The organism is Pontibacter sp. BAB1700 (genome assembly GCF_000277005.1).
Classification (GTDB): Bacteria; Bacteroidota; Bacteroidia; order Cytophagales; family Hymenobacteraceae; genus Pontibacter; species Pontibacter lucknowensis.
On sequence record NZ_AKIS01000035.1, the window covers coordinates 1 to 21,816 of the forward strand.

Annotated in this window: 23 protein-coding genes and 3 pseudogenes; 14 read left to right on the forward strand and 12 right to left on the reverse strand. The window is 49.6% G+C overall.

Translation table 11 applies throughout. The features are described from left to right. Positions 1-51: 51 nt before the first annotated feature. From O71_RS04755 to O71_RS25160, 4 genes are all read right to left on the reverse strand, one after another. Positions 52-543 (reverse strand): dihydrofolate reductase, encoded by a 492-nt coding sequence (locus O71_RS04755; RefSeq protein WP_007653822.1) that lies wholly within the window; start codon positions 541-543, stop codon positions 52-54. Next, positions 540-1,475, reverse strand: coding sequence for a methionyl-tRNA formyltransferase (gene fmt, locus O71_RS04760; protein ID WP_007653824.1), 936 nt, complete (start codon positions 1,473-1,475; stop codon positions 540-542). Before fmt ends, O71_RS04755 begins: the two co-directional genes overlap by 4 nt. Before the next feature lie 4 nt (positions 1,476-1,479). Beyond that, a complete protein-coding gene (locus O71_RS04765) occupies positions 1,480-2,709 on the reverse strand; it encodes an exo-beta-N-acetylmuramidase NamZ domain-containing protein (RefSeq protein WP_007653826.1) in 1,230 nt (409 codons plus the stop codon). A 68-nt stretch (positions 2,710-2,777) separates the two neighbouring features. Then, positions 2,778-3,107 carry a hypothetical protein gene (locus O71_RS25160; RefSeq protein WP_237717705.1) on the reverse strand — a complete coding sequence of 110 codons (330 nt, stop codon included), beginning with the start codon at positions 3,105-3,107 and terminating at the stop codon, positions 2,778-2,780. Between the two features lie 48 nt (positions 3,108-3,155). Between O71_RS25160 and O71_RS04770 the strand changes: the two genes are divergently transcribed. Next, on the forward strand, positions 3,156-4,034 hold the full coding sequence (locus tag O71_RS04770) for an ABC transporter permease (RefSeq protein WP_237717706.1): 879 nt from the start codon (positions 3,156-3,158) through the stop codon (positions 4,032-4,034). Between the two features lie 111 nt (positions 4,035-4,145). On the opposite strand, the gene O71_RS04775 is transcribed toward O71_RS04770, so the two are convergent. The 3 genes from O71_RS04775 to O71_RS04785 all read right to left on the reverse strand — a co-directional run bounded on the left by O71_RS04775 (position 4,146) and on the right by O71_RS04785 (position 6,401). Then, a complete protein-coding gene (locus O71_RS04775) occupies positions 4,146-5,006 on the reverse strand; it encodes a mechanosensitive ion channel family protein (protein ID WP_007653827.1) in 861 nt (286 codons plus the stop codon). Between the two features lie 92 nt (positions 5,007-5,098). Continuing rightward, positions 5,099-5,800: a peptidoglycan DD-metalloendopeptidase family protein gene (locus O71_RS04780; RefSeq protein ID WP_007653831.1), complete on the reverse strand. Its 702-nt coding sequence runs from the start codon at positions 5,798-5,800 to the stop codon at positions 5,099-5,101. A gap of 46 nt (positions 5,801-5,846) precedes the next feature. Further along, complete coding sequence (locus tag O71_RS04785) at positions 5,847-6,401, reverse strand: HNH endonuclease (protein WP_040573668.1); 555 nt, start codon at positions 6,399-6,401, stop codon at positions 5,847-5,849. A gap of 258 nt (positions 6,402-6,659) precedes the next feature. On the opposite strand from O71_RS04785, the gene O71_RS04790 reads away from it, so the two are divergent. The 3 genes from O71_RS04790 (at position 6,660) to O71_RS04800 (ending at position 10,904) form a co-directional block, all read left to right on the forward strand. Next, positions 6,660-7,745, forward strand: coding sequence for a ferredoxin--NADP reductase (locus O71_RS04790; protein WP_007653833.1), 1,086 nt, complete (start codon positions 6,660-6,662; stop codon positions 7,743-7,745). A gap of 134 nt (positions 7,746-7,879) precedes the next feature. After that, positions 7,880-9,592, forward strand: coding sequence for a M3 family oligoendopeptidase (locus O71_RS04795; RefSeq protein WP_155800528.1), 1,713 nt, complete (start codon positions 7,880-7,882; stop codon positions 9,590-9,592). A gap of 187 nt (positions 9,593-9,779) precedes the next feature. Further along, entirely contained in the window at positions 9,780-10,904 is a 1,125-nt protein-coding gene (locus O71_RS04800) for a copper resistance protein NlpE N-terminal domain-containing protein (protein WP_007653835.1), read from the forward strand. A gap of 239 nt (positions 10,905-11,143) precedes the next feature. Here O71_RS04800 and paaD read toward each other — a convergent pair whose 3' ends face one another. The 5 genes and pseudogenes from paaD to O71_RS04825 all read right to left on the reverse strand — a co-directional run bounded on the left by paaD (position 11,144) and on the right by O71_RS04825 (position 14,700). Continuing rightward, a complete protein-coding gene (gene paaD / locus O71_RS04805) occupies positions 11,144-11,629 on the reverse strand; it encodes a 1,2-phenylacetyl-CoA epoxidase subunit PaaD (protein WP_007653836.1) in 486 nt (161 codons plus the stop codon). 7 nt (positions 11,630-11,636) lie between these two features. Beyond that, positions 11,637-12,391, reverse strand: a pseudogene (gene paaC / locus O71_RS04810) (1,2-phenylacetyl-CoA epoxidase subunit PaaC). Then, positions 12,391-13,023 carry a phenylacetic acid degradation b gene (locus O71_RS04815; protein WP_007653838.1) on the reverse strand — a complete coding sequence of 211 codons (633 nt, stop codon included), beginning with the start codon at positions 13,021-13,023 and terminating at the stop codon, positions 12,391-12,393. The pseudogene paaC and the gene O71_RS04815 overlap by 1 nt, the downstream one beginning before the upstream one ends. 36 nt (positions 13,024-13,059) lie before the next feature. After that, positions 13,060-14,046, reverse strand: a complete 987-nt coding sequence (gene paaA, locus O71_RS04820) for a 1,2-phenylacetyl-CoA epoxidase subunit PaaA (protein ID WP_007653840.1) — start codon at positions 14,044-14,046, stop codon at positions 13,060-13,062. A gap of 81 nt (positions 14,047-14,127) precedes the next feature. Next, positions 14,128-14,700 (reverse strand): TetR/AcrR family transcriptional regulator, encoded by a 573-nt coding sequence (locus O71_RS04825; RefSeq protein ID WP_007653841.1) that lies wholly within the window; start codon positions 14,698-14,700, stop codon positions 14,128-14,130. A gap of 349 nt (positions 14,701-15,049) precedes the next feature. Here O71_RS04825 and O71_RS04830 point away from each other — a divergent pair, with 349 nt between their 5' ends. The 10 genes and pseudogenes from O71_RS04830 to O71_RS04870 form a co-directional block, all read left to right on the forward strand. Further along, positions 15,050-15,823, forward strand: coding sequence for an enoyl-CoA hydratase/isomerase family protein (locus tag O71_RS04830; protein ID WP_007653842.1), 774 nt, complete (start codon positions 15,050-15,052; stop codon positions 15,821-15,823). A gap of 44 nt (positions 15,824-15,867) precedes the next feature. Then, the gene (locus tag O71_RS04835) at positions 15,868-16,374 is read left to right on the forward strand and encodes a hypothetical protein (protein ID WP_007653843.1); all 507 of its coding nucleotides are present in this window, start codon (positions 15,868-15,870) and stop codon (positions 16,372-16,374) included. Then, positions 16,347-17,234: a MerR family transcriptional regulator gene (locus O71_RS04840; protein WP_007653844.1), complete on the forward strand. Its 888-nt coding sequence runs from the start codon at positions 16,347-16,349 to the stop codon at positions 17,232-17,234. Before O71_RS04835 ends, O71_RS04840 begins: the two co-directional genes overlap by 28 nt. A 211-nt stretch (positions 17,235-17,445) precedes the next feature. Next, a complete protein-coding gene (locus O71_RS04845; protein WP_007653845.1) occupies positions 17,446-17,955 on the forward strand; it encodes an RNA polymerase sigma factor in 510 nt (169 codons plus the stop codon). Between the two features lie 36 nt (positions 17,956-17,991). Further along, positions 17,992-19,499: pseudogene (locus tag O71_RS04850) on the forward strand (phytoene desaturase family protein). 16 nt (positions 19,500-19,515) lie between these two features. Continuing rightward, entirely contained in the window at positions 19,516-20,349 is an 834-nt protein-coding gene (locus O71_RS04855; protein ID WP_007653847.1) for a phytoene/squalene synthase family protein, read from the forward strand. A 3-nt stretch (positions 20,350-20,352) separates the two neighbouring features. Then, a complete protein-coding gene (locus tag O71_RS04860) occupies positions 20,353-20,889 on the forward strand; it encodes a hypothetical protein (protein WP_007653848.1) in 537 nt (178 codons plus the stop codon). Between the two features lie 5 nt (positions 20,890-20,894). Beyond that, positions 20,895-21,089 (forward strand): hypothetical protein, encoded by a 195-nt coding sequence (locus O71_RS27045; RefSeq protein WP_007653853.1) that lies wholly within the window; start codon positions 20,895-20,897, stop codon positions 21,087-21,089. After that, complete coding sequence (locus tag O71_RS04865) at positions 21,029-21,592, forward strand: lycopene cyclase domain-containing protein (RefSeq protein ID WP_369750878.1); 564 nt, start codon at positions 21,029-21,031, stop codon at positions 21,590-21,592. Before O71_RS27045 ends, O71_RS04865 begins: the two co-directional genes overlap by 61 nt. A gap of 6 nt (positions 21,593-21,598) precedes the next feature. Continuing rightward, a pseudogene (locus O71_RS04870) lies at positions 21,599-21,816 on the forward strand (4-hydroxy-3-methylbut-2-enyl diphosphate reductase); the annotation flags it as partial.

Below are 21,816 nucleotides of genomic sequence, written 5' to 3' on the forward strand. Positions count from 1 at the left end.
TATACCTTTCGGCTATACCTTTCGGCTATACCTTTCGGCTATACCTTTCGGCTATACCTTTCGGATTAGCTCTTTAAAGGTATAGGCATACTTGTTCTTCTCGTCAGGCTGGTGGCTTTCAGAACTCACTTCCTGCCACTCCTCTTTCTTCAACTCAGGAAAAAAAGTATCCCCATCAAAGGTATGGTGCACCTCAGTCAGGTAGATCGTATCCACGTGGGGCAAGGCTTGCTTATAGATTTCGGCGCCGCCAACAATACTCACTTGCTCGCTGTCTAACGCTTTGCCTTTCGCAAGAGCTTCCTCTACCGAGTTCACTATGATACAGCCCTCTACCTGATAATCTTCCTGCCGCGTTACAATAATGGTTGTGCGGCCAGGCAGAGGCTTACCGATGGACTCAAACGTCTTGCGGCCCATAATCATAGGGTGGCCCATGGTCTTTTGTTTGAAGTGGCGCAGGTCAGCAGGCAGGTGCCAGATAAGCTGATTATCCTTCCCGATAACGTTATTTTCGGCTATGGCGACGACAATGGCTATCATGCTTGCTCTGTTTTAAAGGTATAGCCCCTCAGCAAATCCTGCACCGGCATGCGCTTCTTACCCTCCATCTGGAGGTCTAGAATAGATAGAACTCCGTCGGCAGTCTGCACGTGCAGGTAGGTTTTGTTGTCTGTTTTGATTTGGCCCGGCGCTAAGGAATAGGCAGTGTTTTCTAGTTCTTCCGTCTTGAAAATTTTGAAGGTTTTGCCGTCAAAGCGAGTCCATGCTGCCGGGTAAGGGGAGAGGCCGCGGATGAAATCGCGCACCTGATGGGCTGGCTGATTCCAGTTGATTTCGCAGGTTTCTTTGAAAATCTTCGGCGCGTGCTTCGTTTCGGCATTAGTTTGCTGCGGCTGGGGCTTCACTTCACCTCGCTCAATGGCCTGCACGGTGCGCACGGCTAGTTCAGCGCCCTTGTACTTCAGCTTTTCGTACATGCTGCCGAAATCGTCTTCTTCCAATATCGGCACCCGGTCCTGAAAAATAAGGTCGCCGGTGTCGATTTCGTGTTTCAGGAAAAAGGAAGTGACGCCTGTTTCTTTCTCACCGTTGATGATGGCCCAGTTGATAGGCGCGGCACCTCGGTACTGCGGTAGCAGGGAGCCATGTATGTTAAAAGAACCCAGCTCCGGCATGGCCCACACTACCTCCGGCAGCATGCGGAAGGCCACGATAATCTGAAGATTGGCTCGATAGCTGCGCAGCTCTTCCAGAAAAGCCTCTGATTTTAGGTTGGTCGGCTGCAGGACAGGTATACCTTGCGATATGGCATACTCCTTCACCGGCGATTGCTGTATCTTCTGGCCACGGCCCGCTGGTTTGTCAGGAGCGGTAACTACGGCTACCACATTGTATTTATGTTCGACGAGTGCTTGCAGGGTAGGCACCGCAAAGTCGGGCGTACCCATAAACACGATGCGTAATTCGGGCATGGTTCTATTCAAAATCAGGGTATAGCAAATAGTTTTTGCGGAGTACTTTGTAGTTCGACAGCTCTGGCTCCCAGCTGGCTCTAATCTCTGTTTCGGTTTTGCCGGCAATTACCTGCTTACGCAACTCAGAGGTGCCTGCCAGTTTCTCAAAGAAGTTGTTGAAGAATTTTTCCTTGTTCGATGAGTTGTTGTACATCTCCAACAGATACTTCAATGTGAACGGCTGTGCATGCGATACGTCAGTCAAATCCATACCGTAGCACTTCACGCCTTTGTGCGGGGGATCAGTGGCGCCCGGGGTACTCACGGGTGTAAATGAGTAGTCTTTCTTCTGGTAGAAAGGTGACCCTATCACCTGAAACGGAGTAGGCGTGCCTCGGCCCACGCTCACATTAGTGCCTTCAAAGAAACAGATAGAGGGGTATAGCGCAATCGACTGGGCGTTTGGCAGGTTCGGAGAAGGGCGCACCGGCAGGTCGTACGCCATTGTATGGTCGTAGTTCTCCATCTTGATCACGGTCAGGTCACAGCTTCTCTCGCCCTCCAACCATTTCTCGCCGTTGATCATTTCTGCGAGTTCGCCCACTGTGAGGCCGTGCACAATCGGAATAGGGTGCATGCCCACAAAAGACTTGTGCTCCATCTCCAAAACAGGCCCATCTACGTAGTGACCGTTCGGGTTTGGGCGGTCCAGTACGAGCATCTTTTTGCCGTTTTCGACGCAGGCCTCCATGGCATAATGCATGGTGCTGATGTAGGTATAGAATCGTGTGCCCACGTCCTGAATGTCAAACACAAGCACGTCGAGGTTCTTCATCTGGTCTTTAGACGGCTTCTTGTTGCTGCCGTAAAGCGAGACAATCGGCAGACCAGTTTTGGTGTCTTTTGCGTCTTTGATATGTGCGCCTGCGTCAGCCTCACCTCGGAAACCGTGCTCCGGCGCAAAAATGGTGGTCACTTCCACACCACGGCTAATCAGCGTGTCTACTAGATGGGTGTTACCCACCATAGAAGTCTGGTTCACGACCATACCTACCCGCTTTCCTTCGAGGTGTTTCAGGTAGCGGTCGAGTTGTTCGGCGCCCAAGGCCAGTGGTTTTCTAGCTGGAACTTGAGAGGGTTCTTCAGTGGCCGGGGCGTTTTGCTCAGCGGCGGTGGCAGGTGCCTGTTTGGGTGTGCAGCTGTTAAAGCTGAGCAACAAGGCACCGCAAAGTATAGCAAGTGGTTGTATCATCAGTGTTCTTTTTTCAGGGCCGTGTTTGGAGATTCGCTCGCAAAAACGAAACTTTAACAGGCTCTAAGTCAAAATTCATACCTATCTTTAAGGCAGTTTAGACGCAAGCGAGTGAACGTATCCAAATTCATATCTGATAAGATTTCCGAAGTACAGGCAGGTTCTTTCACCACGTCTGTGACAAAAATAGCAATTATAAGCATAGCTGCAGGCATTGCCATCATGATTGTGTCATTTGCGATTTTGGAAGGCTTCCGTGACGAGATCAGAAACAAGATTTTCAGCTTCGGGCGCATCTGCAAATCAGCAAGTACGACACGAACAATTCCTTTGAAGGTGCTCCCATCAGCACGGCCACAGGTATAAACAGCACCGAAGAAATAGCGGGTATACAGCACATACAGGGTTTCGCCCGCAAAACGGCTATCATCAAAACTGAAGACGAGGTGCTGGGCGTCGTGATGAAAGGCGTGGGCGAAGACTATGACATGAGTGCCATGCAGGCTAACCTGGACGAGGGAGGTGTAGTTTCTTTCTCAGACACTGCCTCCTCCAAAGACGTCATGCTCAGTCGGAAAATTGCCAACAAACTCCGCCTGAAAGTGGGCGACGAGGCGATTTTCTATTTCATCCAAAACCCGCCCCGAGCCCGGAAACTTAAAGTAGCAGGGGTTTTCAATACAGGATTGGAAGAGTTTGACGAGGTGTTCGTCATCGGTGACCTGCAACTGATTCGTGAGCTCAACAACTGGCCCGATACTTTGGTGGGTGGTGTGGAGATTCTGCTCAAGGACTTCGAACAGATTGACCAGGTAGCTGATCAGGTGTTCGACCAGATGAACTACGACCTACAACTCGAGAAAATCACTGACCGACACGCCCAGCTGTTCGACTGGCTGCAGCTGTTGCGCAAAAATGTGGTCATCTTCCTGGTTTTGATTATTTTCGTGGCTACGTTCAACATGGTGTCCACGGTTTTCATCATGATCATCGAGCGTATCAGCATGATTGGTGTGCTCAAAGCCATCGGGGCCACCGACGCCCAGATACGGCAAATCTTCTATTTCCGAGGCCTCAGCCTGACACTCAAAGGCATGCTCTGGGGTAACGTCATTGGCTTGGGCTTCTGTGTTATCCAATACTATTTCCAGGTCATTCCACTCGACCCCGAAAACTACTACATGGACACTGTTCCTATCAGCTGGAACTTTGCCATCATTATCGCTCTCAATGTCATCACCCTCGTGATGACCATGCTCGCCATCCTGATTCCTGCCGCTATGGTTGCGCGTATTAAGCCGGTACGTGCGATCAAGTTTGATTAAAAGAAATGTTATTAAATAATTAGTCTAGCAAAAAGCAGATTAGTATATAAAACAAGAAACGGCAGCCCATCTCAGAGCTGCCGTTTCCATTTTCACAAATCTATACCTAAGCTATACCTGTGACACAGCCTTCGGAGCCTGCCCATTGCTTGAGCTGCCACCCACCATCTCTCTACGAGGCACCGGCATTTGGATACCTTGCTCTTCGAAAGCTGCTTTGGCGCGTTCATTCATGTCCCAGGAGAAAGCCCAGAAGTTTTCTTTGTTCACCCACGTGCGCACGCTCAATGTGAGGGAGTGTTCGGCAAAATCTGTTACAACAATCACAGGTGCTGGCTCGGGCAGCACTCTTTCATCAGCGTTGATCAGGTCCTGCAGAATCTGGCGTACCTTACCAATGTCGTTGTTCACTGACACGGCAAACTTCAGCTCCACGCGGCGGGTCTTCTCGATGGTATAGTTCACCACCACACTGTTAGCCAACGGACCGTTGGGTATAAAAATCGTTTTGTTGTCAGGCGTTTTCAATACTGTGTTGAAAATGTTGATCATGTGCACGGTTCCTCCCTGTCCCTGCGCTTCAACGTAGTCGCCTACACGGAAAGGCTTGATGGTAAGAATCAGCACACCGCCTGCAAAATTAGAAAGGCTACCCTGCAAAGCCAGACCGATGGCCAGGCCTGCTGAGCCCAGTATGGCGATGAACGAAGTCATCTCGACACCCAGTTGCGCAATCACCAGAATGATCAAGAGTACGCGCATGACAACGGCAAGCACACTCTTCAGGAACGGACGCAGCGATACGTCCACATCTTTCTTCACCATCAGGTTAAATACCATTCGATTAAGCCAATTGATAACCCAAAGGCCGATTAAAAGGGTAATGATGGCAGCCACCAGGCGCATGCCGTAAAGCATGACAAAATTGGTGATGTTAGTGCTGTAAGCTTCAAAATTAAAAAGGTCAAACATGCGAAGAGCTTTGTGTTAAAATGTAAAACTCTGGCACCTATTAAGAGAGTGCCAGAGTTCAAATTTGGTTAATTTCCAGGGCAAAGCCAAAACTAGGCCAGATGGCGGCAGTTCAGAATCAGGTTTGGGTCAGGACAAAGACCTTCATACACAGCTCGTTCCGAGAGCCGTGCCACACCCGGATAATCTCCTTGCTTTCCGTCCATGGAGCACATTACCTGAAAGTGCAGGTGCGGAGGCCAGTCACCGTTTTCAGGGTAAGGACCTACTTCTGCAATCTTGTCGCCTTTGCGGAATTCCTTTCCAACTGCTAGTCCAGTCAAGCAATGTATGTTCAGGTGGCCATACAAGGTATAGAAGGTCACGCCCTCGAGTTCGTGTTCCAGAATGATGGTTGGGCCGTAGTCGCCGAAGTTAGCGTTATCGGCGAAACTGTGCACCTTGCCATCAAGCGGGGCAAACACAGCGGTACCGGCGGGTAACCAAACATCTATACCTAAGTGCAGGTCGCGACTCTCTTCAGCCACATCAAAGTGCTGACTGCGGCGGTAGATAAAGCGGTTTTCCATGTAGCCGCCCACGCCGATGGTGGCATTTCGCTTTTGAAGCATTTGGTTTATGGCTCTATCAAAAGCTCCCGTATCGCGCAGGTCTGTTTGCTGCAATAGCTGGTTGGCTGCCGTAAAATCAAGACGGCACACGTGCTCGCCGTTCAGGTCCGCATCGAGTACGGGCCCAAAAGCAACAGTGTGCCGTCTTAGAATGTCGCTAAGTTTCTTTTCGGTATTCAGCATGAGTAAACATGACGGTGGGTATACCGTCACGCAAGTATAAGAAGAATTATGCTACTTCTTCCACATACTTGGAGAGTGTCTTCAGACTTTTGGTTTTGCCAAAAAGCTCTTCGGATTTCTTGCTGTAAGCCTGCGCAGCTTCCTGCAGCGTGTCGAAGGTGCCGAGGTTGATGCGTTGCTTGTTATGGTGAATGATGGCGCGGTATTTCTGTGCCTCTTTGTGCACACCGCGTACACCCAACTTGTTCTCCGTTTTAGATGTGTTACGCACGATCTTGCAAAGCGGAGCCCACTCCAGGTTTTCGAGGCGGCAGTCGAGCTTGTTGCCGTTCTTGAAGTGCACATAAAGCTTGATGTTGCTTTCCGGCTTCTCGATCAGCTGTTCGCCGATCATTTTGTGCAGGTAAATGGTTTCGTTGCGGTACTTACCATTTTTCAACGGCCAGTTCTTCTGGAAGAAGGCGTAACCGTTGGAGTGAATACGCAGGTGCTTCAGAAACTCAATCTGCTGCAGGTAGGCGTTGTTTTGAATATACTCGTAAGTGCGGTCATCCACCATTACGGTTTTTTCACAGTTTTTGAGAGTTAGTTTGTAGAGCATTGGTGTTTTCAGTAATTGTATGGTAAAGAACGGAATGTGGGGGTTGGTTATTTCCCGGCCACGGCACTTGTATGTACTATGTTACAAATGTGCAGCTTTTTTTTCATTCACCGTTCATTCTGTTAATGATTTGGTTATAATACGTGATTCGTGAAATCGGTTTTAAAAATTCGCCTAAATTTTCACGCAACAGCCCAGATTGTCGTAACTTTCAGTTTGAAACCATGTTTCCCCCTAAAAGACTATTAATAAAACGATATGAGTAGCCCCTATTTCTCGCTGAAGGTCGTGGAGATAACCCGCGAAACCTCAGATGCGATTACGATACACTTAGAACATCCCGATAAAAAACCGATTCCATTCAAGGCAGGGCAATTCCTGACACTTATCCTCCCGATTGACGGAAAGAAAGTCCGCCGTTCCTACTCCCTCTGTTGTGCCCCAAATGAGGGTAGTCGCCTGTCAGTTACTGTTAAACGTGTAGAAGGCGGTCTGGTTTCCAATTATTTGCTTGATAATCTGCAAGTTGGACAGGAAGTTGAAGTGATGGAGCCGCTTGGTAATTTTAACCTGGTACCAGAGGCAGATAAGAGCCGTCATATTATCCTGTTCGGGGCTGGAAGCGGCATTACCCCGCTGATGTCTATGCTCAGAGCAACCCTGCGCGAGGAGCCGAATACGAAGGTGACCTTACTGTACGGTAACCGCGACGAGGACTCTGTGATCTTCAAGCAGCAGCTACAGGAACTCCAGTCCGCACACCCTGAGCGCCTGCACGTGGAGTATATTTATAGTCAGCCAAAGCATGCCTGCGACTACCGCGGCCGCATGAACCAGAGTGTGATACTGAAAATACTGGAGCGCCGGCAACTGGCCAAGTCAGCTGACGCGCTCTACTATATGTGCGGACCTGAGGGGATGATGGAAGAGGTGCGCAAGGCCCTAAACGTGCTGCACGTACCTTCTGACCGCATTTTCCGGGAGAGCTTTGTAAGCAACAAACTGGTAGAGCAACACGAACAGGAGCACCACGGCGACGTGTCCTCTTCAGATGACGACGGTGAGATAACCACCCAGACTGTAACCATCATTTATGAAGGCGCCGAGTACAGCGTGACTGTGGAGCCGGACCAGACCATTTTGGAAGCAGCGCTTGACCAGGATGTGGATTTGCCATACTCTTGCCAGGCTGGTTTGTGCACCGCCTGCCGCGGCAAATGCCTGAGCGGGAAAGTGCATCTGGACGAACGCGAAGGCCTTTCTGACGCTGAGTTGGACGAAGGTTATGTGCTCAATTGCGTAGGCCATCCGCTGACTGCTAATGTGGTCATCGAAATAGGATAAAAATACCTGTTATAACTTCAGTAAGGCTGCACTATCTTTAATGAAGATATAGTGCAGCTTTTTTTTGCACTTTCAGGAGAAGTGTATATATTACCTTTTCTTATACAGAACCATCAATGAGTAAAACAGAAGCTATGATACAAGTGCCCGAACGAAAGAAGCGGGTTTACCTGTCCGAAGACTTTAAAATAGATACTTGGGAAACCATACAGCCATATTTTGAAGAACTGAAAAGCCGTGCCATCAACTCGGTGGAGGAACTGGAAAAGTGGATGAAAGACCGCAGCGAACTCGAGAGCGTGCTCTCCGAAGACCTGGGCTGGCGCTACATCCGCATGACCTGCGACACTCAGAACGAGGATATCACGAAAGCCTTTCAGTATTTCGTATCAGAGATAGAACCCCAGATTGCCCCTTACGACCACGAGCTCAACCTCAAGTTGATGCACTCTCCTTATGTGACCGGTCTCGACAAAGATAAATACCGTATTTACCTGCGCGGTGTGGAGCGTGCCCTGGAGATCTTCCGTGAAGAGAACATTCCGCTGAACACCGAAATCAGCACCAAGCAACAACAGTATGCCGCCATAACAGGCGCCATGACCGTGACGCTGGACGGGGAGGAGATGACCCTACAACGTGCCGCAGACCGACTGAAGCGCAACGAGCGTGCAGTGCGTGAGGAAGCGTGGCGTGCCATACAGGAGCGCCGCACACAGGATCGTCAGAAACTCGATGACCTATTCGACGAGCTGTTGAAACTGCGCACACAGCTGGCCAAAAACGCTGACTTCGACAATTACCGCGACTACATGTTTGCTGCCATGGGCCGCTTCGACTATACGCCACAGGATTGCTTTGATTTCCATCAGTCCATTGAGGAAACCATCGTGCCCGTGCTGACAGGTATAGACCGCCAGCGCAAGGAGAAGCTAGGTATAGCCGACCTGCGCCCATGGGACCTTGACGTAGACCCAAGCGGAAAAGCACCGCTGGAGCCGTTTACGTCTGGTGAAGAGCTGTTGGAGAAAACTATACAGGTGTTCTATGACCTCGACACCTACCTGGGTGACTGCCTCGCAACCATGCGCGAGATGGGCCACCTGGATCTGGAGTCGAGAAAAGGCAAAGCTCCGGGCGGGTATAACTATCCGCTGGATGAAATTGGGGTACCGTTCATTTTTATGAATGCCACTTCCAGTTTGCGTGATGTGATCACGATGCTGCACGAAGGAGGCCACGCTGTACATTCTTTCCTGACCCGCGACCTGACGCTGGGTGCTTTCAAACACCCACCATCAGAAGTAGCCGAACTGGCCTCCATGTCGATGGAATTGATCTCAATGGACTACTGGGATACTTTCTTTACTGACGAAGACGAGTTGCGTCGCGCCAAACGCACGCACCTGGAGAGCGTGCTCGAGACCTTCCCGTGGGTAGCGACCGTGGATAAATTCCAGCATTGGCTTTATGAAAACTCGACCCATACGCAGGAAGAGCGTCATCAGGAGTGGCTCAATATTTTTGAACAATTCAATCACCTCGAAGTGAACTGGAGCGGACTCGAGAAGTATAAGCCATTCATCTGGCAGAAGCAGCTGCACATCTACGAAGTGCCGTTCTATTATGTAGAATATGCTATGGCACAGTTGGGGGCCATTGCTGTTTGGAAAAACTACAAAGAGAATCCTACTGAAGGGCTGGCCGCCTACAAGCGTGCCCTCAGCCTGGGCTATACCGTCACGATCGGCGAAGTGTATGAAGCCGCGGGCATCAAGTTCGATTTCAGCACCGAGTACATCAAGAGTCTGGTGGACTTTGTAAAAGGCGAAATGGCCAATATATAAGGTATAGCTATACCTGTACAGAAGCCCCGTCGTTACCAAATCAGGTAGCGATGGGGCTTTTTTCATGTACTCCCGGTAAATTTAGTAGTTTCGCAGGTGTAATGCTCCGTAAGCGTTTTTACGATTTCACCTATACCTGTGCCGGGCTATTCCTCGTAGAAATTTCTATACCTGTTCAAGAAGAAAAATGAACCCTTTTAAACTGTTGCTCCCCATCGGGATTTTCTTGCTGTGCATTGTTGCTGCCTGTTCGACTGCTCCAACTTCCGTCTCACAGTCGAATGCGGAGATGTCGAACGCTGAGGTCGCCCAGGCAGCCGTGGGTTCCTGGGTAGGAACTATACCTTGTGCCGACTGTCCGGGTGTAGACTATACCCTGGATCTCAGCCCTGACAGTACCTACCGGGAGCGCCTCGTGTACCAAGGCCGGAGCGCAACACCATTTGTGCAGTCTGGAACTTGGGGTGTGGGCAATGGGAGGGTTCAACTAAATAAGCAGGGCACTGGTAATAACCAGTTTGCCATAGAGGGTGAAGCATTGGTTATGCTCGATAGTGAAGGCAACCGCATAGAATCACAAGTTGCTGATGCCTACCGCCTACGCCGGAAAAACCCGGACGAGCCAGAGGACAGTCCTAAGCTGTGGCGTGAGAAATACGAACGTGGGATCGAATTTGCCGCCATTGGAAACGAACCGTTTTGGTCACTGGAAGTTGATTTGGATAAAATGATTGAGTTTAGGGTGCTGGACGAAGAGGATGGCAGTGTGCTGACGCCAGTGCCGGTTGCAGAAGAGCCAGAACCGGGTAAGGGAGTCGTGTATAGGGTACAGACCGTTTCGGGCAATCTCGAAATCCGGCTGATCAAGGAAACTTGTGTTAATACGATGTCAGGGCGAGAGCTTCCTTATACCGTAACAGTACTGAAAGACGACATGGAATACAGAGGTTGTGGTATGTACCTCCGTGACTCCCGCCTCGACGGCACCTGGAACCTGGTGGAATTGCAGGCGAAAGCCATCAATCCAAAAGATTTCGGACAGAACCAGCCAACCTTGGTTATATCGCTTGCCGAGGGCAGGGTATCGGGGAGTACAGGATGTAATAGAATAACAGGCACACTTGAACCGATTGCCGACAGAATCAATTTCGGACCTATCGCTGCGACCAGAATGGCTTGTCCGGATATGGAGGTGGAGAATCAGATATTGAAATTGTTGAATGATAGGGAGTTAAGGTATAAGGTGAGTGAAGAGTGGTTGGAAATGATATTGGACGGCAAAGGAGTGATGATGTTTAAGAGAGGGGAGTAGCGTTGAAATAAGTATCCATGAGCAAGATTCTGGAGGGCTTCCCTGTTTTCGATTATACAAATTATGACAATCAGCAATATTATCTGTAGTGACAAGTCGCGACCTAGCCAACCGTGCACCTCAGTAGCTGGGAGAAAAATCCTGAAAATCCTTGGGGTAGGGGCCCTATGTAAAGACTCAGACAAAATGAAATCGCCCGTCGTGTCCAACAGGCGATTTCATTTTCCTTATCAAAATATTTACAAGGGCTTAAACTGCTCAAACATCTGCCGGCAGTCGTTGCAGTAGTGCATGGAGCGACAGAGGGTGGGGCCGAAAGGTGTGCGCAGGTCCGTGTTTTCGCTGTCGCAGTACGGACACTTTACATGCTCAAGTATATCTAAGTCCAGAATCAAATCATACTTAGGAGGCGGTGCCAGACCAAACTCTTTCAAATGCCGACGGCCTTTTTCCGAAAGCTTATTGCTGTCCCAAGGTTTGTCGAAAGACATAATGACGGTGTGATTGGTGATGCCATGCTTCTCCAAGGTACGCTCGACATCCTTCTTCATGTAGTCCATGGCAGGACAACCCGCGAAAGTTGGAGTCATGTTCACCGTCACATGGTCTTCGTCAGAAATGTCCACACCCGTAATCACCCCTAGGTCCATTAAAGATAATACAGGTATCTCGGGGTCTTTCACCTCCTCCAACAGGGTCAATATATTCTCTTTCGTCAATTCCATTTTGTTATTACCACTCCGCCGTCGGGTCGATCTTAAACACCTCGGCCATTTCATCGAGTAGTGGCTGCAGGTGCTCAGTGTGCTCACCGTATCGTCCACCCATTTTCGGTTCTATTGTGGCAAGATCCGGCAACTTCAGATCTGTCTTTTCTATTACCGCCTCAATTCGCTTCAACCACTCAGCTTTCACGGCTTCTTCGCCAGCGTATACGCCAGCATCGATCAGCTCCTGCTCGTACTTCGATGGCTCGAACATACCCAGTGCGTAAGGTATAGCCTCGTTCAGCGAGGACTGCAGGCGCAGAATGGCTTCTTCAGTTGAAGAGCCCAGGTTCTTGATCCAGGTGTTGGCGTGCAGCACGTGGTACTTCACTTCGCCTTTCAGTTTGGTGGCTACTTTGGCAATCGGCTCGTAACTCGACTGACTCAGCATTTCAAAACGGATGATCTCGGCATTGTCGTACAGAAAATGACGGATCAAGCTGAAATCGTACTCGCCGTTTGGTAGCTCTACTAACTGGCTGTTGTGAAACTGGTTGGCGTTGCGGGTGAAGGCAACTGTATCTGGGTCGCTTCGCCAAGCTCCTGCAGCAAAGTGTAGAAGGCCAGACTATGGCCAATCTTATCCTGTGCCATCGACGAGAAAGCAATGTCCTCTTCCAGTATCGGGCCAAAACCGGTCCACTCGGAGTTGCGGTGGCCCAATATCAGTTGGTCGTCAGCCAGTTTGTATAACAGGTCTTTTATCGCTAGCTCGTTCATTATTGCGCAGTCGTTTTATGTTCTTCTTTATACTTCGTGATTTTGTCCATCACTTTGTAGGCAATGGCCTCACGGTACTTCTTCTCAGGTATAGTAGTCCACATGTCCTTATCCTCTTCAGCTGACTGCAGCACATGCTTCGACTTTACCACCCATACATTCACAATCGGGCCTTTCTCGCCAAATTGGGTGCGTGCTTCCTGAAGCGCCTCCTGATAAGAAGTCGCTATGACACGGCCAGCATGGGTATGGGCCTTACCGCGCTTTTTCAAATGGAAGATTTCGTAAGATTCCACTTCTTCGCTGCGCTCAGTAGGCTCTTCCACACGCATCATCTCGTATACGTTCTCACCGTCACCAGCATAAGGAGTTACCTGGATATGCTCCGTGCGCGCGATCCAAAGGCCTACGCATGGGAAGCGGCGGCTGTACTGCTCTTTCGCAAACAGGAAAGCCACATCTTCATTTGGTGCGTGTACCGGGCCTACATAGGTATGGGCAGCACCTTCCTTCTTCTGATGAAAAGCTTCGTATGTTTCAAACTGATCCAGCTCTGGCTTCGGCTCAATAGGTTGGGCCTCTTCCGGCAGGTTCAGTCGGGTTACTCTTGGGTCTAGTGATGTCAAAGACATAGTTTTGTTAGTTAAGAGTTTCTAAACTATCATTGGCTATGCCAACGGTTTCACATACTTTGCTTTCGGGTTGAGGAGAGCTCTGCGAACCCAGGCACCGCGTTCTTCGGCAGTGCGGCGTACGGCAAGACGCTCAGCGTTGCAAGGGCCATCGCCGTTGATTACACGCTTAAACTCATCCCAATCTGGCTCGGTGTATTCCCACTGGCCGGTTTCCATGTTCTTCTTCAGGTTTGGATCCGGCACTGTCAGGCCAAGCTCCCAGATCTTCGGCACGTACATGTCGAGGAACTGCTGACGGCACTCATCATTAGAGGCCATCTTCACTTTCCAGCGCATCAGCGTCTCGGTGTGCGTGCTCATTTTATCTAACGGACCAAAGAACGTCATGATCGGTGGCCACCAGCGATTTAAGGCAGCCTGAATCATCTCACGTTGCTTCGGAGTGCCGGTTGCCATGTGCACTACCGCATCGTGGCCATACTTCAGGTGGAAAGCCTCCTCGGCGCAGATACGCTCCAGCGCACGGGAGTAAGGGCCATAAGAACCTTTGGCATTTGCCATCTGGTTCACGATCGCACCCGCGTCAATTAGCCAGGAAATGATGTTGGAATCAGCCCAGGTAAAGGCCGGGTAGTTGAATACGTTTGAGTACTTGCTCTTGCCATTGATCAGGTCGGTCAGCATTTGCTCGCGTGTTTTGCCCAGTGTTTCGGCTGCACTATATAATAATTGTGCGTGTCCTACCTCATCTTGCACCTTGGCCATCTGAGCCATCTTGCGGCGGAAGCCAGGGGCACGGGTAATCCAAGTGCCTTCAGGCAGTGCGCCGATGATCTCAGAGTGCGCATGCTGCTCGATCATGCGGATCAGCTGCTTGCGGTATAGTTGCGGCATCCAGTCGTTTGGCTCGATCTTCTCGCCTCGTGCGATGCGTGCTTCAAACTCGGCCAACTTTGCAGGGTCTTCTGTCTGCAGGTCGTCGAATTTGGTAGCTTCGAAAACGTTTCCTCCTCCGTACATAATATTTTCAGTTTTAAGGTTCAGTAAAAAGCGCCGGACTGTTAAGGTGGTACAGTCCGGCTAGGGTTAGGTATAGATAAACTAGTTAAGGTTCGTCTTTAGCCCGTTCAGCAGCATGGCCGACAGGTTATCGGCAATCTCTTCTGGCTTCATCTTTCCCTCTGGCTTATACCAGGTATGGATCCAGTTCAGCCCCGAAAGTATAGTGAGCACGGCAAATTTCTCGTCCGGCACCTGAAACTCTCCGCTAGCTATACCTTGGCGGATGATCTCGCGGAAGTAATTTTCATAACGGTCGCGCAGGGCCAGAAACTCCGTGTGGTATGGTTCGCTCAGGTGGCGCCACTCCTGCAGGAACACTGCCGATGCCTCTGTGTTGCGGGTCAGCACCTGTACGTGTGCCGAGATAGCTCTTTTCAGTTGCTCGGTGGCACTGACATTATCGGCTTTCACAGCCTCAATAACACCAAAGAACTCGTCTGCCATCCGGAAGCACACCCGCTGCAGAATCTCTTCTTTGGAACGGATATGGGAGTAAATACTGGCGGCTTCTATACCTAAGGCGTTGGCCAAGTCGCGCATGGACGTGGCCGAAAAACCTCTGGTCTTGAATAAGGCCGTAGCCGTTTGCTCTATCTGTTCTTTCCTGCTCAAAGTATACTCCTTATATAGATAACAACAAATGTAAACAACCTAACGTTCGTTAGCAAATAAATTTTACGGGTTTACAGCATTTATGTTGTGTGGCAGACAGTGATGGTTAGACTAGGTGCAGGAAGTTGTTATGTTGTGCGATCGATTAACAAATAGCCAAAAACAAATGAAGTGTAAGAACTAAGAATTTGTGCTCATTTTGTCGCGACATTCACTGAATTTGCTTATCTTTTTCGAGCATTACTGATTAACTCGCGTATTATCTGAAACCGGCTCGCCGGTATATGGAATTATAATTTAGAAGACTATAATCATGACTGACACGACTCAACCACCTATCACGCAAACTATGGACTTTGTGCATTACGAAGTGAAGGAGCGTGTAGGATATATCACCCTGGCCCGATCCGAGAAGCGAAACGCGCTGAATGCTGAGATGGTCTCGGAACTGAAACGAGCCTTTGCCGCCGCCGAAGACGATGAAACCTGCAAAGTGATCGTGCTACGGGCCGAAGGCAAGGTGTTCTGCGCTGGTGCCGACCTGGAGTACCTGCAGCGCCTGCAGCAATACGACTACCACGACAACCTGGCTGACTCCACGCACTTGATGGAGCTCTTCCGGCTGATCTATACATTGAAGAAAGTAGTGATAGCCCAGGTGCACGGTCATGCAATAGCAGGTGGCTGCGGACTGGCGGCAATCTGCGATTTCACTTTTGCTGTACCAGAGGCGAGGTTTGGCTACACCGAAGTGAAGATCGGTTTTATACCTGCTATTGTAAAGGTGTTCCTGCTCCGCAAGATAGGGGAGGCTCGTGCCAAGCAACTGCTGCTCACCGGCGACCTGATCTCAGCAGAGGAAGCACAAAACTTCGGCTTACTGAATTATGTGGTGCCTGCCAATGAACTGGAGGATCGTGTGTTCAGCTTCGCCCAAAAGCTCTGCAAAGAAAACTCTCGTCAGAGCATGGAGGTGACCAAAGAGATGATCGCGCGGGTGCAGGAGATGTCGCTGGAGGATGGCCTGCAGTATGCGGCCGAAATGAACGCCGTGGCCCGTGGCAGCGAAGACTGTCAGCGCGGCATTGCGGCTTTTCTGAATAAAGAGGCGCTGACCTGGTAATTTTCTGTTAAAGTTTCTAAACCATTTGTTAAACTTGTTGTTTGATGAGTATGCTGATGGGCCTTGGAATCATGTTGATTACTTTTGTGGCAATGGAAGGTGTGGCCTGGGCCATGCACAAGTATGTGCTGCACGGTTTTCTGTGGTTCCTGCACAAGTCCCACCATACCCATCATAAGCACGCTTTTGAGTGGAATGATCTGTTTTTTGCCTATTACGGTACCCTGGCCATGCTGTTCTTCGTGTTTGGCAGCGACCCCATCGATTACCGTTTCTGGATAGGAGCAGGCATTACCCTCTACGGTGTGGCTTATTTCCTGATACACGATGTTTTCATCCACAGGCGCATCAGGGTTTTCGGAAGTACGTCTAATGTTTATCTGAAAGCCTTAAACATAGCGCACAAGGTGCATCATAAGCACAAGGGGCGCGACGGCTCCGAGTCTTACGGCATGCTGTGGGTGGCACCCAGGTATTTCAGGGATGCATACGCAATCATTCAGAAACAACAAGGGGAACAGACGTGGCGCAGTACACCATCAAAGAGCTAGAGCACCTTTCAGGTATAAAGGCTCATACCATCCGCATCTGGGAGCAGCGCTACAACGTGCTTTGTCCCCAGCGCACCGACACCAACATCCGCTACTACAGCGATGCCGACCTGAAAACCCTGCTAAATATTTCGTTACTGAACGAACAGGGATATAAGATCTCCAAAATAGCCAAGATGAGCCCCGAGCAGCTGAAGCTGACGGTGCAGCAGCTTGCCGAACAGGAGGCATCATCGCTTTCACATCATATTACCAATATGGTGACGGCCATGATCGACATGGACGAAGAGCAGTTCGATAAATCCTTCTCTACTGTGACTTTGCAGGTGGGCTTTCATCAGGCGATGCTGCAGGTGGTGTACCCATTCCTGCATAAGATCGGCATCCTGTGGCAGACCAATAATATAACACCTGCGCACGAGCACTTTGTGAGTAACCTGGTGCGGCAGAAGCTGATTGTGGCGATAGACGGACAGGTTGTGAAGCGCAAAGAAGGCACACCGACCTACCTGCTATACCTGCCAGAGGGCGAACTGCACGAGATCGCCCTGCTCTACATGAACTACCTGATCAGATCGCACCACCAGCAGGTGATCTACCTCGGGCAGAACCTGCCATTCAAGGATCTGCAGCTCACATACGATCAGCTAAAACCTGATATTATCTGCACAGTCATGACAATTATACCTGAGCGCGATCATGTGCAGGATTACATAGATAAACTTTCTGCTACTTTTCCCGCTGCACAGATATACCTGTATGGTTTTCAGGCGCAGCACGATTTCCTGGTCTTCCCCAAAAACATACACCGACTTGGTTGTATTGAAGATTTTATTCGTGTGTTGACACAAAAAAGCTAATGCATTAAACAAAATAATATAGCTGCCATTGTTCAACAAAAAAGGCCAAATCCGATAGGGTTTGGCCTTTTTTGTTGGCAAAAGTTCAAATTGAAGGTATATAAGGTGAGATAAATTGTTTAACATGATAAAAAAAATGTTAAACAAAATTTGACCTTTATTTTTTAACGGCGTATAATTGTTTAGTGATTAGATTAAAAAGTTAAACATTATGACAGCGTTAGAATTTTCCAACCACATTCAGCTGGCAGCTGGTTCGTTGAAGCCGGTAGCCATGAACCTTACCCGCAATGCGGACGACGCGAAAGACTTAGTGCAGGAAACGTTGCTCAAAGCGCTCTCGAACCGGGAGAAGTTCAACGCTGGCACTAATTTGAAAGCATGGCTTTACACGATCATGCGAAATACGTTTATCAATAACTACAACAAGATCACGAAGCGCAGCAGCAATATCGATAGCACAGAGTACCTGCAGTACCTGAATACTGATGATAGCTTTGTGACTGTAAACAAAGGCACAGCCGCCTTTGTCATGAGCGATATCAAGGCTGCCATTGCCAGGCTAAATGAAGAGCATCGTACCCCTTTCATGATGTATTACATTGGGTTTAAATACCTCGAGATTGCCGAGGAGCTGAATATTCCGATTGGCACGGTGAAAAATCGCATCCATATCGCCCGCAAGGAGTTGAAGAAGATGCTGCAGGTTTATGGCGACTAAAAACAACTTAAACCAGTTTTTTTAGTAAATTTCTAAATGATGTCAAAAAAAGTAATCGTGATCGGTGCCGGTTTCTCAGGCCTTTCGGCTGCCACCAGCCTAGCTGACCAGGGCTATGAGGTAACGGTGCTGGAGAAGAATGCCACCCCGGGAGGCCGTGCCCGCAGCTTCGGGGCCGAAGGCTATACCTTCGACATGGGCCAAGCTGGTATTGGATGCCCGATGTGTTTGAGTCCTACTTCAACAAATTCGGCAAGTCCGTTTCCGATTACTACGACCTCGTGCGCCTCGACCCATCTTATACTGTGGTCTTCGGTGAAGATGATTTTGTGGATGTGCCTGCCTCACTTGACGAGCTGAAGGCCCTGTTTGAGAGATGGGAGCCGGGGAGTGCCGCCCGACTTGACAGATTTCTGAAACAGGCCGCTTATAAGTATGAAGTAGGTATAAATCAACTCGTGTACAAACCCGGTCGTACGGTGAGCGAATTCATGAGCCTGCAGTTGTTGCTGGATGTCCTCCGCATGGATGTGTTCCAGTCGATACACGCGCACATCCGCCGCTTCTTTTCGCATGAGAAAATCATCAAACTAATGGAGTTTCCGGTGTTGTTCCTGGGAGCGCTGCCGCAAAATACGCCCGCCCTGTATAGTCTGATGAACTATGCTGACATCAGCCTCGGTACGTGGTATCCGATGGGTGGTATGTACAAGATTATCGAGGGTATGGTGCAGCTAGCAGAGGAGAAAGGAGTGGCTTTTCTTTATAACCAGGATGTGCAGGAGATAGAGGTGGAGCAAGGTATAGCCCGTCGCGTACACACTGCTTCGGGTACTTTTGAAGCCGATGTGGTAGTGGCCAGCGCTGACTATCATCACGTGGAACGCCACCTTTTAGCTCCGGCTCTACGTAGTTATACCGAGGAATACTGGGACAAGCGTGTAATGGCGCCTTCCTGCCTGATTTTCTACCTGGGTATAGGAAAGAAGCTTAATAACCTGCGGCACCACAACCTGTTCTTCGACGAAGACTTCGGGCCGCATGCGCACGAAATTTACTCAGATCCTAAGTGGCCGGCCAAGCCGCTCTTCTATGTGTCAGCTCCGTCAGTGACAGACGATAGTGTGGCCCCGGACAGTTGTGAGAATCTGTTTGTGCTGATGCCGGTGGCGCCTGATCTGGAAGATACAGAGGAGCTGCGTGAGCGCTACTATGACATTATTATGAACCGTCTGGAGCACCTGACGAAGCAGGATGTGCGCAGCGCTGTGGTGTTTAAGCGCAGCTACGCCCACCGCGATTTTATATCTGACTACAATGCCTTTAAAGGCAATGCCTATGGCTTGGCCAATACACTGATGCAGACTGCCCTGCTCAAGCCCAGCCTGAAAAGTAAAAAGGTAAAGAACCTGTACTATACCGGTCAGCTGACGGTGCCGGGACCCGGAGTGCCGCCATCGCTCATCTCAGGACAGGTGGTGGCAAAGGAAGTGGCGAAGGAATATGCGCTGGCTGCGGGTCAGCGGGAAATAATGAGTAAGTAACGCCCCAGATAAAACTATGGATTTATACAAAGACACCTGCCTGAACTGTAGCAAGCTTATAACGGAGGCGTACAGTACCTCCTTTACGCTTGGAATAAAAACACTTCACCGCAAATTCCATCAGCCCATTTATGCCATCTATGGCTTCGTGCGCTGCGCCGACGAGATTGTGGATACTTTTCATGACTTCGACAAACGCAAACTGCTCAGCGAGTTCCGTAAGCAGACTTTTGAAGCCATTGAGCAAGGTATAAGCCTGAACCCCGTGCTGCATGCCTTTCAGTGCGTGGTGAATGAGTATAAGATCGACCGCGAGTATATCGAAGCCTTTTTGAACAGCATGGCCATGGATCTGGAAGACCATGTGTACGATCCGGCGCTGTACAAAGAGTACATCTACGGATCGGCTGAAGTGGTGGGGCTGATGTGTCTGAAGGTGTTCTGTGAGGGAGATCAGGAGATGTTTGAACGGCTGAAGAAACCAGCTTGCAGTCTGGGGGCTGCCTTCCAGAAGGTGAACTTCCTGCGCGATATGCAGAGCGACTTTAAGGACCGGGGCAGAGTCTATTTTCCGGCGGTGGACATCCGTACCTTCAACAATGCAAGCAAAGAAGAAATAGAAGCCGACATCGCGCAGGACTTCAAAGACGCCTACGTTGGTATACTTGGTTTGCCGCGTTCTGCCCGCATGGGCGTATACCTTGCCTATGTGTATTACCTCAAGCTTTTCCACAAAATCAAAGGGCTGCCGGCAACCCATATCTTGAATGAGCGCGTAAGAGTACCTGATAATACAAAGTTAGCCTTACTTTTGGGCTCTTATCTCAGGTACCAACTAAACGCCATCTGAATCGTGAAGAATAGCTTACTGATATTACCCTTTTTACTCTTTTTTTACATTACGGCTCTGGCCGATAATACCAAGTCCTACAAGTTGCCTGACCTGCGTGTGCAGTTCCTGGAGGCGAGTCAGAACAGCAAAGCTGGCAAGGAGTTTCACAAGCTGATGAGTGACTACGAGGATAATAACCCTGTGGTGCTGGCTTACAAGGCAGTTTCGGAAGCCATTATGGCGAAACATGTTTGGAATCCTTATATGAAAATGAAGCACCTGCAGCGGTCTTCGGAGATATTTGAGCAGGCCGTTCAACTGAACGCAAGCAATCCGGAAATAAGATTTCTGCGCTTCACAGTAGAGCACTATGTGCCGCGCTACTTGAACATGAGCAAGAACCTGGAAGACGACAAAGCCAAGATCATCGCCGGGCTGGAGCGTCACCCGAAATCCGGTTTGTCCAATGACATGGCCCGCGACATCCGGGATTTCATGCTAACGAAAGACCACTGCACCGAACAGGAAAAAAGAAAAATCAAAAGCATACCCATATAAGCCGCATGCCACTCTACCTGTACCTGAACATCTTCACTATCCTGTTTCCACTGTTGCTCTCCTTCGACAGGAAAGTGGCTTTTTATAAAACTGGCCATACCTGTGGCCTGCCATCATTATCAACGCTGTCCTGTTTATTATCTGGGACGAACTCTTCACCCAAGCTGGTGTATGGGGCTTCAATCCGGAATATCTGGTAGGTGTCTACATCTTTAACCTGCCGCTTGAGGAGGTGCTTTTCTTCATCACAGTGCCTTATGCCTGCGTCTTTATCTACGACTGTCTCAATGCTTACATCACCAAAGACCTGCTCCAGCCTTACGCCAAGGTAATAACCTTTGCGCTTATACCTGTGCTCTTGCTTCTGGCGGTCTTTAATTTAGAAAAGCTCTATACTTCCATCACCTTTACCTTGCTGGCCGCTATGCTGGGGGTGCACTATTACTATTTCAACACAGAAAGACTAGGGCGGTTTTACCTGGCCTACATGGTGCACCTGGTTCCGTTCCTGCTGGTAAATGGTGTTTTGACTTACTTGCCAATAGTTTGGTATAACAACAGCCACAACCTGAGTATCCGCATTGTATCTATACCTGTAGAGGACTCTATGTACTCCATGCTGATGCTTTTGCTGACAATTTCGATTTATGAAGGCTTAAAACAGCGCTTCGCTCTTAAACAATATCAACGCTTGGCTGTATAAAGGTATATGCGAAACCTTCAAGTCACGATCGATTCTAACTCAGGCTTTTGCTTCGGCGTGGTCTATGCCATCCAAATGGCTGAGGACCTGCTCGAAGAGCAAGGGTATCTTTATTGTCTGGGTGATATTGTGCACAACGACGTGGAGGTAGAGCGCCTGCAGAAGCGGGGCCTGCGCATTATCGACCACGCTCAGCTGCGGGAGCTGCGTGACGAGGCCGTGCT

Bases quoted from the DNA above. Each gene is read 5' to 3' on its own strand.
- O71_RS04780 (WP_007653831.1), bottom strand. From the start codon at position 5,800: ATGCTGAATACCGAAAAGAAACTTAGCGACATTCTAAGACGGCACACT.
- O71_RS04765 (WP_007653826.1), bottom strand. From the start codon at position 2,709: ATGATACAACCACTTGCTATACTTTGCGGTGCCTTGTTGCTCAGCTTT.
- paaD (WP_007653836.1), bottom strand. From the start codon at position 11,629: ATGGAATTGACGAAAGAGAATATATTGACCCTGTTGGAGGAGGTGAAA.
- O71_RS27045 (WP_007653853.1), top strand. From the start codon at position 20,895: ATGCCACTCTACCTGTACCTGAACATCTTCACTATCCTGTTTCCACTG.
- paaA (WP_007653840.1), bottom strand. From the start codon at position 14,046: ATGTACGGAGGAGGAAACGTTTTCGAAGCTACCAAATTCGACGACCTG.
- O71_RS04835 (WP_007653843.1), top strand. From the start codon at position 15,868: ATGAGTATGCTGATGGGCCTTGGAATCATGTTGATTACTTTTGTGGCA.
- O71_RS04795 (WP_155800528.1), top strand. From the start codon at position 7,880: ATGATACAAGTGCCCGAACGAAAGAAGCGGGTTTACCTGTCCGAAGAC.
- O71_RS04855 (WP_007653847.1), top strand. From the start codon at position 19,516: ATGGATTTATACAAAGACACCTGCCTGAACTGTAGCAAGCTTATAACG.
- O71_RS04830 (WP_007653842.1), top strand. From the start codon at position 15,050: ATGGACTTTGTGCATTACGAAGTGAAGGAGCGTGTAGGATATATCACC.
- O71_RS04790 (WP_007653833.1), top strand. From the start codon at position 6,660: ATGAGTAGCCCCTATTTCTCGCTGAAGGTCGTGGAGATAACCCGCGAA.
- O71_RS04785 (WP_040573668.1), bottom strand. From the start codon at position 6,401: ATGCTCTACAAACTAACTCTCAAAAACTGTGAAAAAACCGTAATGGTG.
- O71_RS04800 (WP_007653835.1), top strand. From the start codon at position 9,780: ATGAACCCTTTTAAACTGTTGCTCCCCATCGGGATTTTCTTGCTGTGC.
- O71_RS04845 (WP_007653845.1), top strand. From the start codon at position 17,446: ATGACAGCGTTAGAATTTTCCAACCACATTCAGCTGGCAGCTGGTTCG.
- O71_RS04815 (WP_007653838.1), bottom strand. From the start codon at position 13,023: ATGTCTTTGACATCACTAGACCCAAGAGTAACCCGACTGAACCTGCCG.
- O71_RS04755 (WP_007653822.1), bottom strand. From the start codon at position 543: ATGATAGCCATTGTCGTCGCCATAGCCGAAAATAACGTTATCGGGAAG.
- fmt (WP_007653824.1), bottom strand. From the start codon at position 1,475: ATGCCCGAATTACGCATCGTGTTTATGGGTACGCCCGACTTTGCGGTG.
- O71_RS04775 (WP_007653827.1), bottom strand. From the start codon at position 5,006: ATGTTTGACCTTTTTAATTTTGAAGCTTACAGCACTAACATCACCAAT.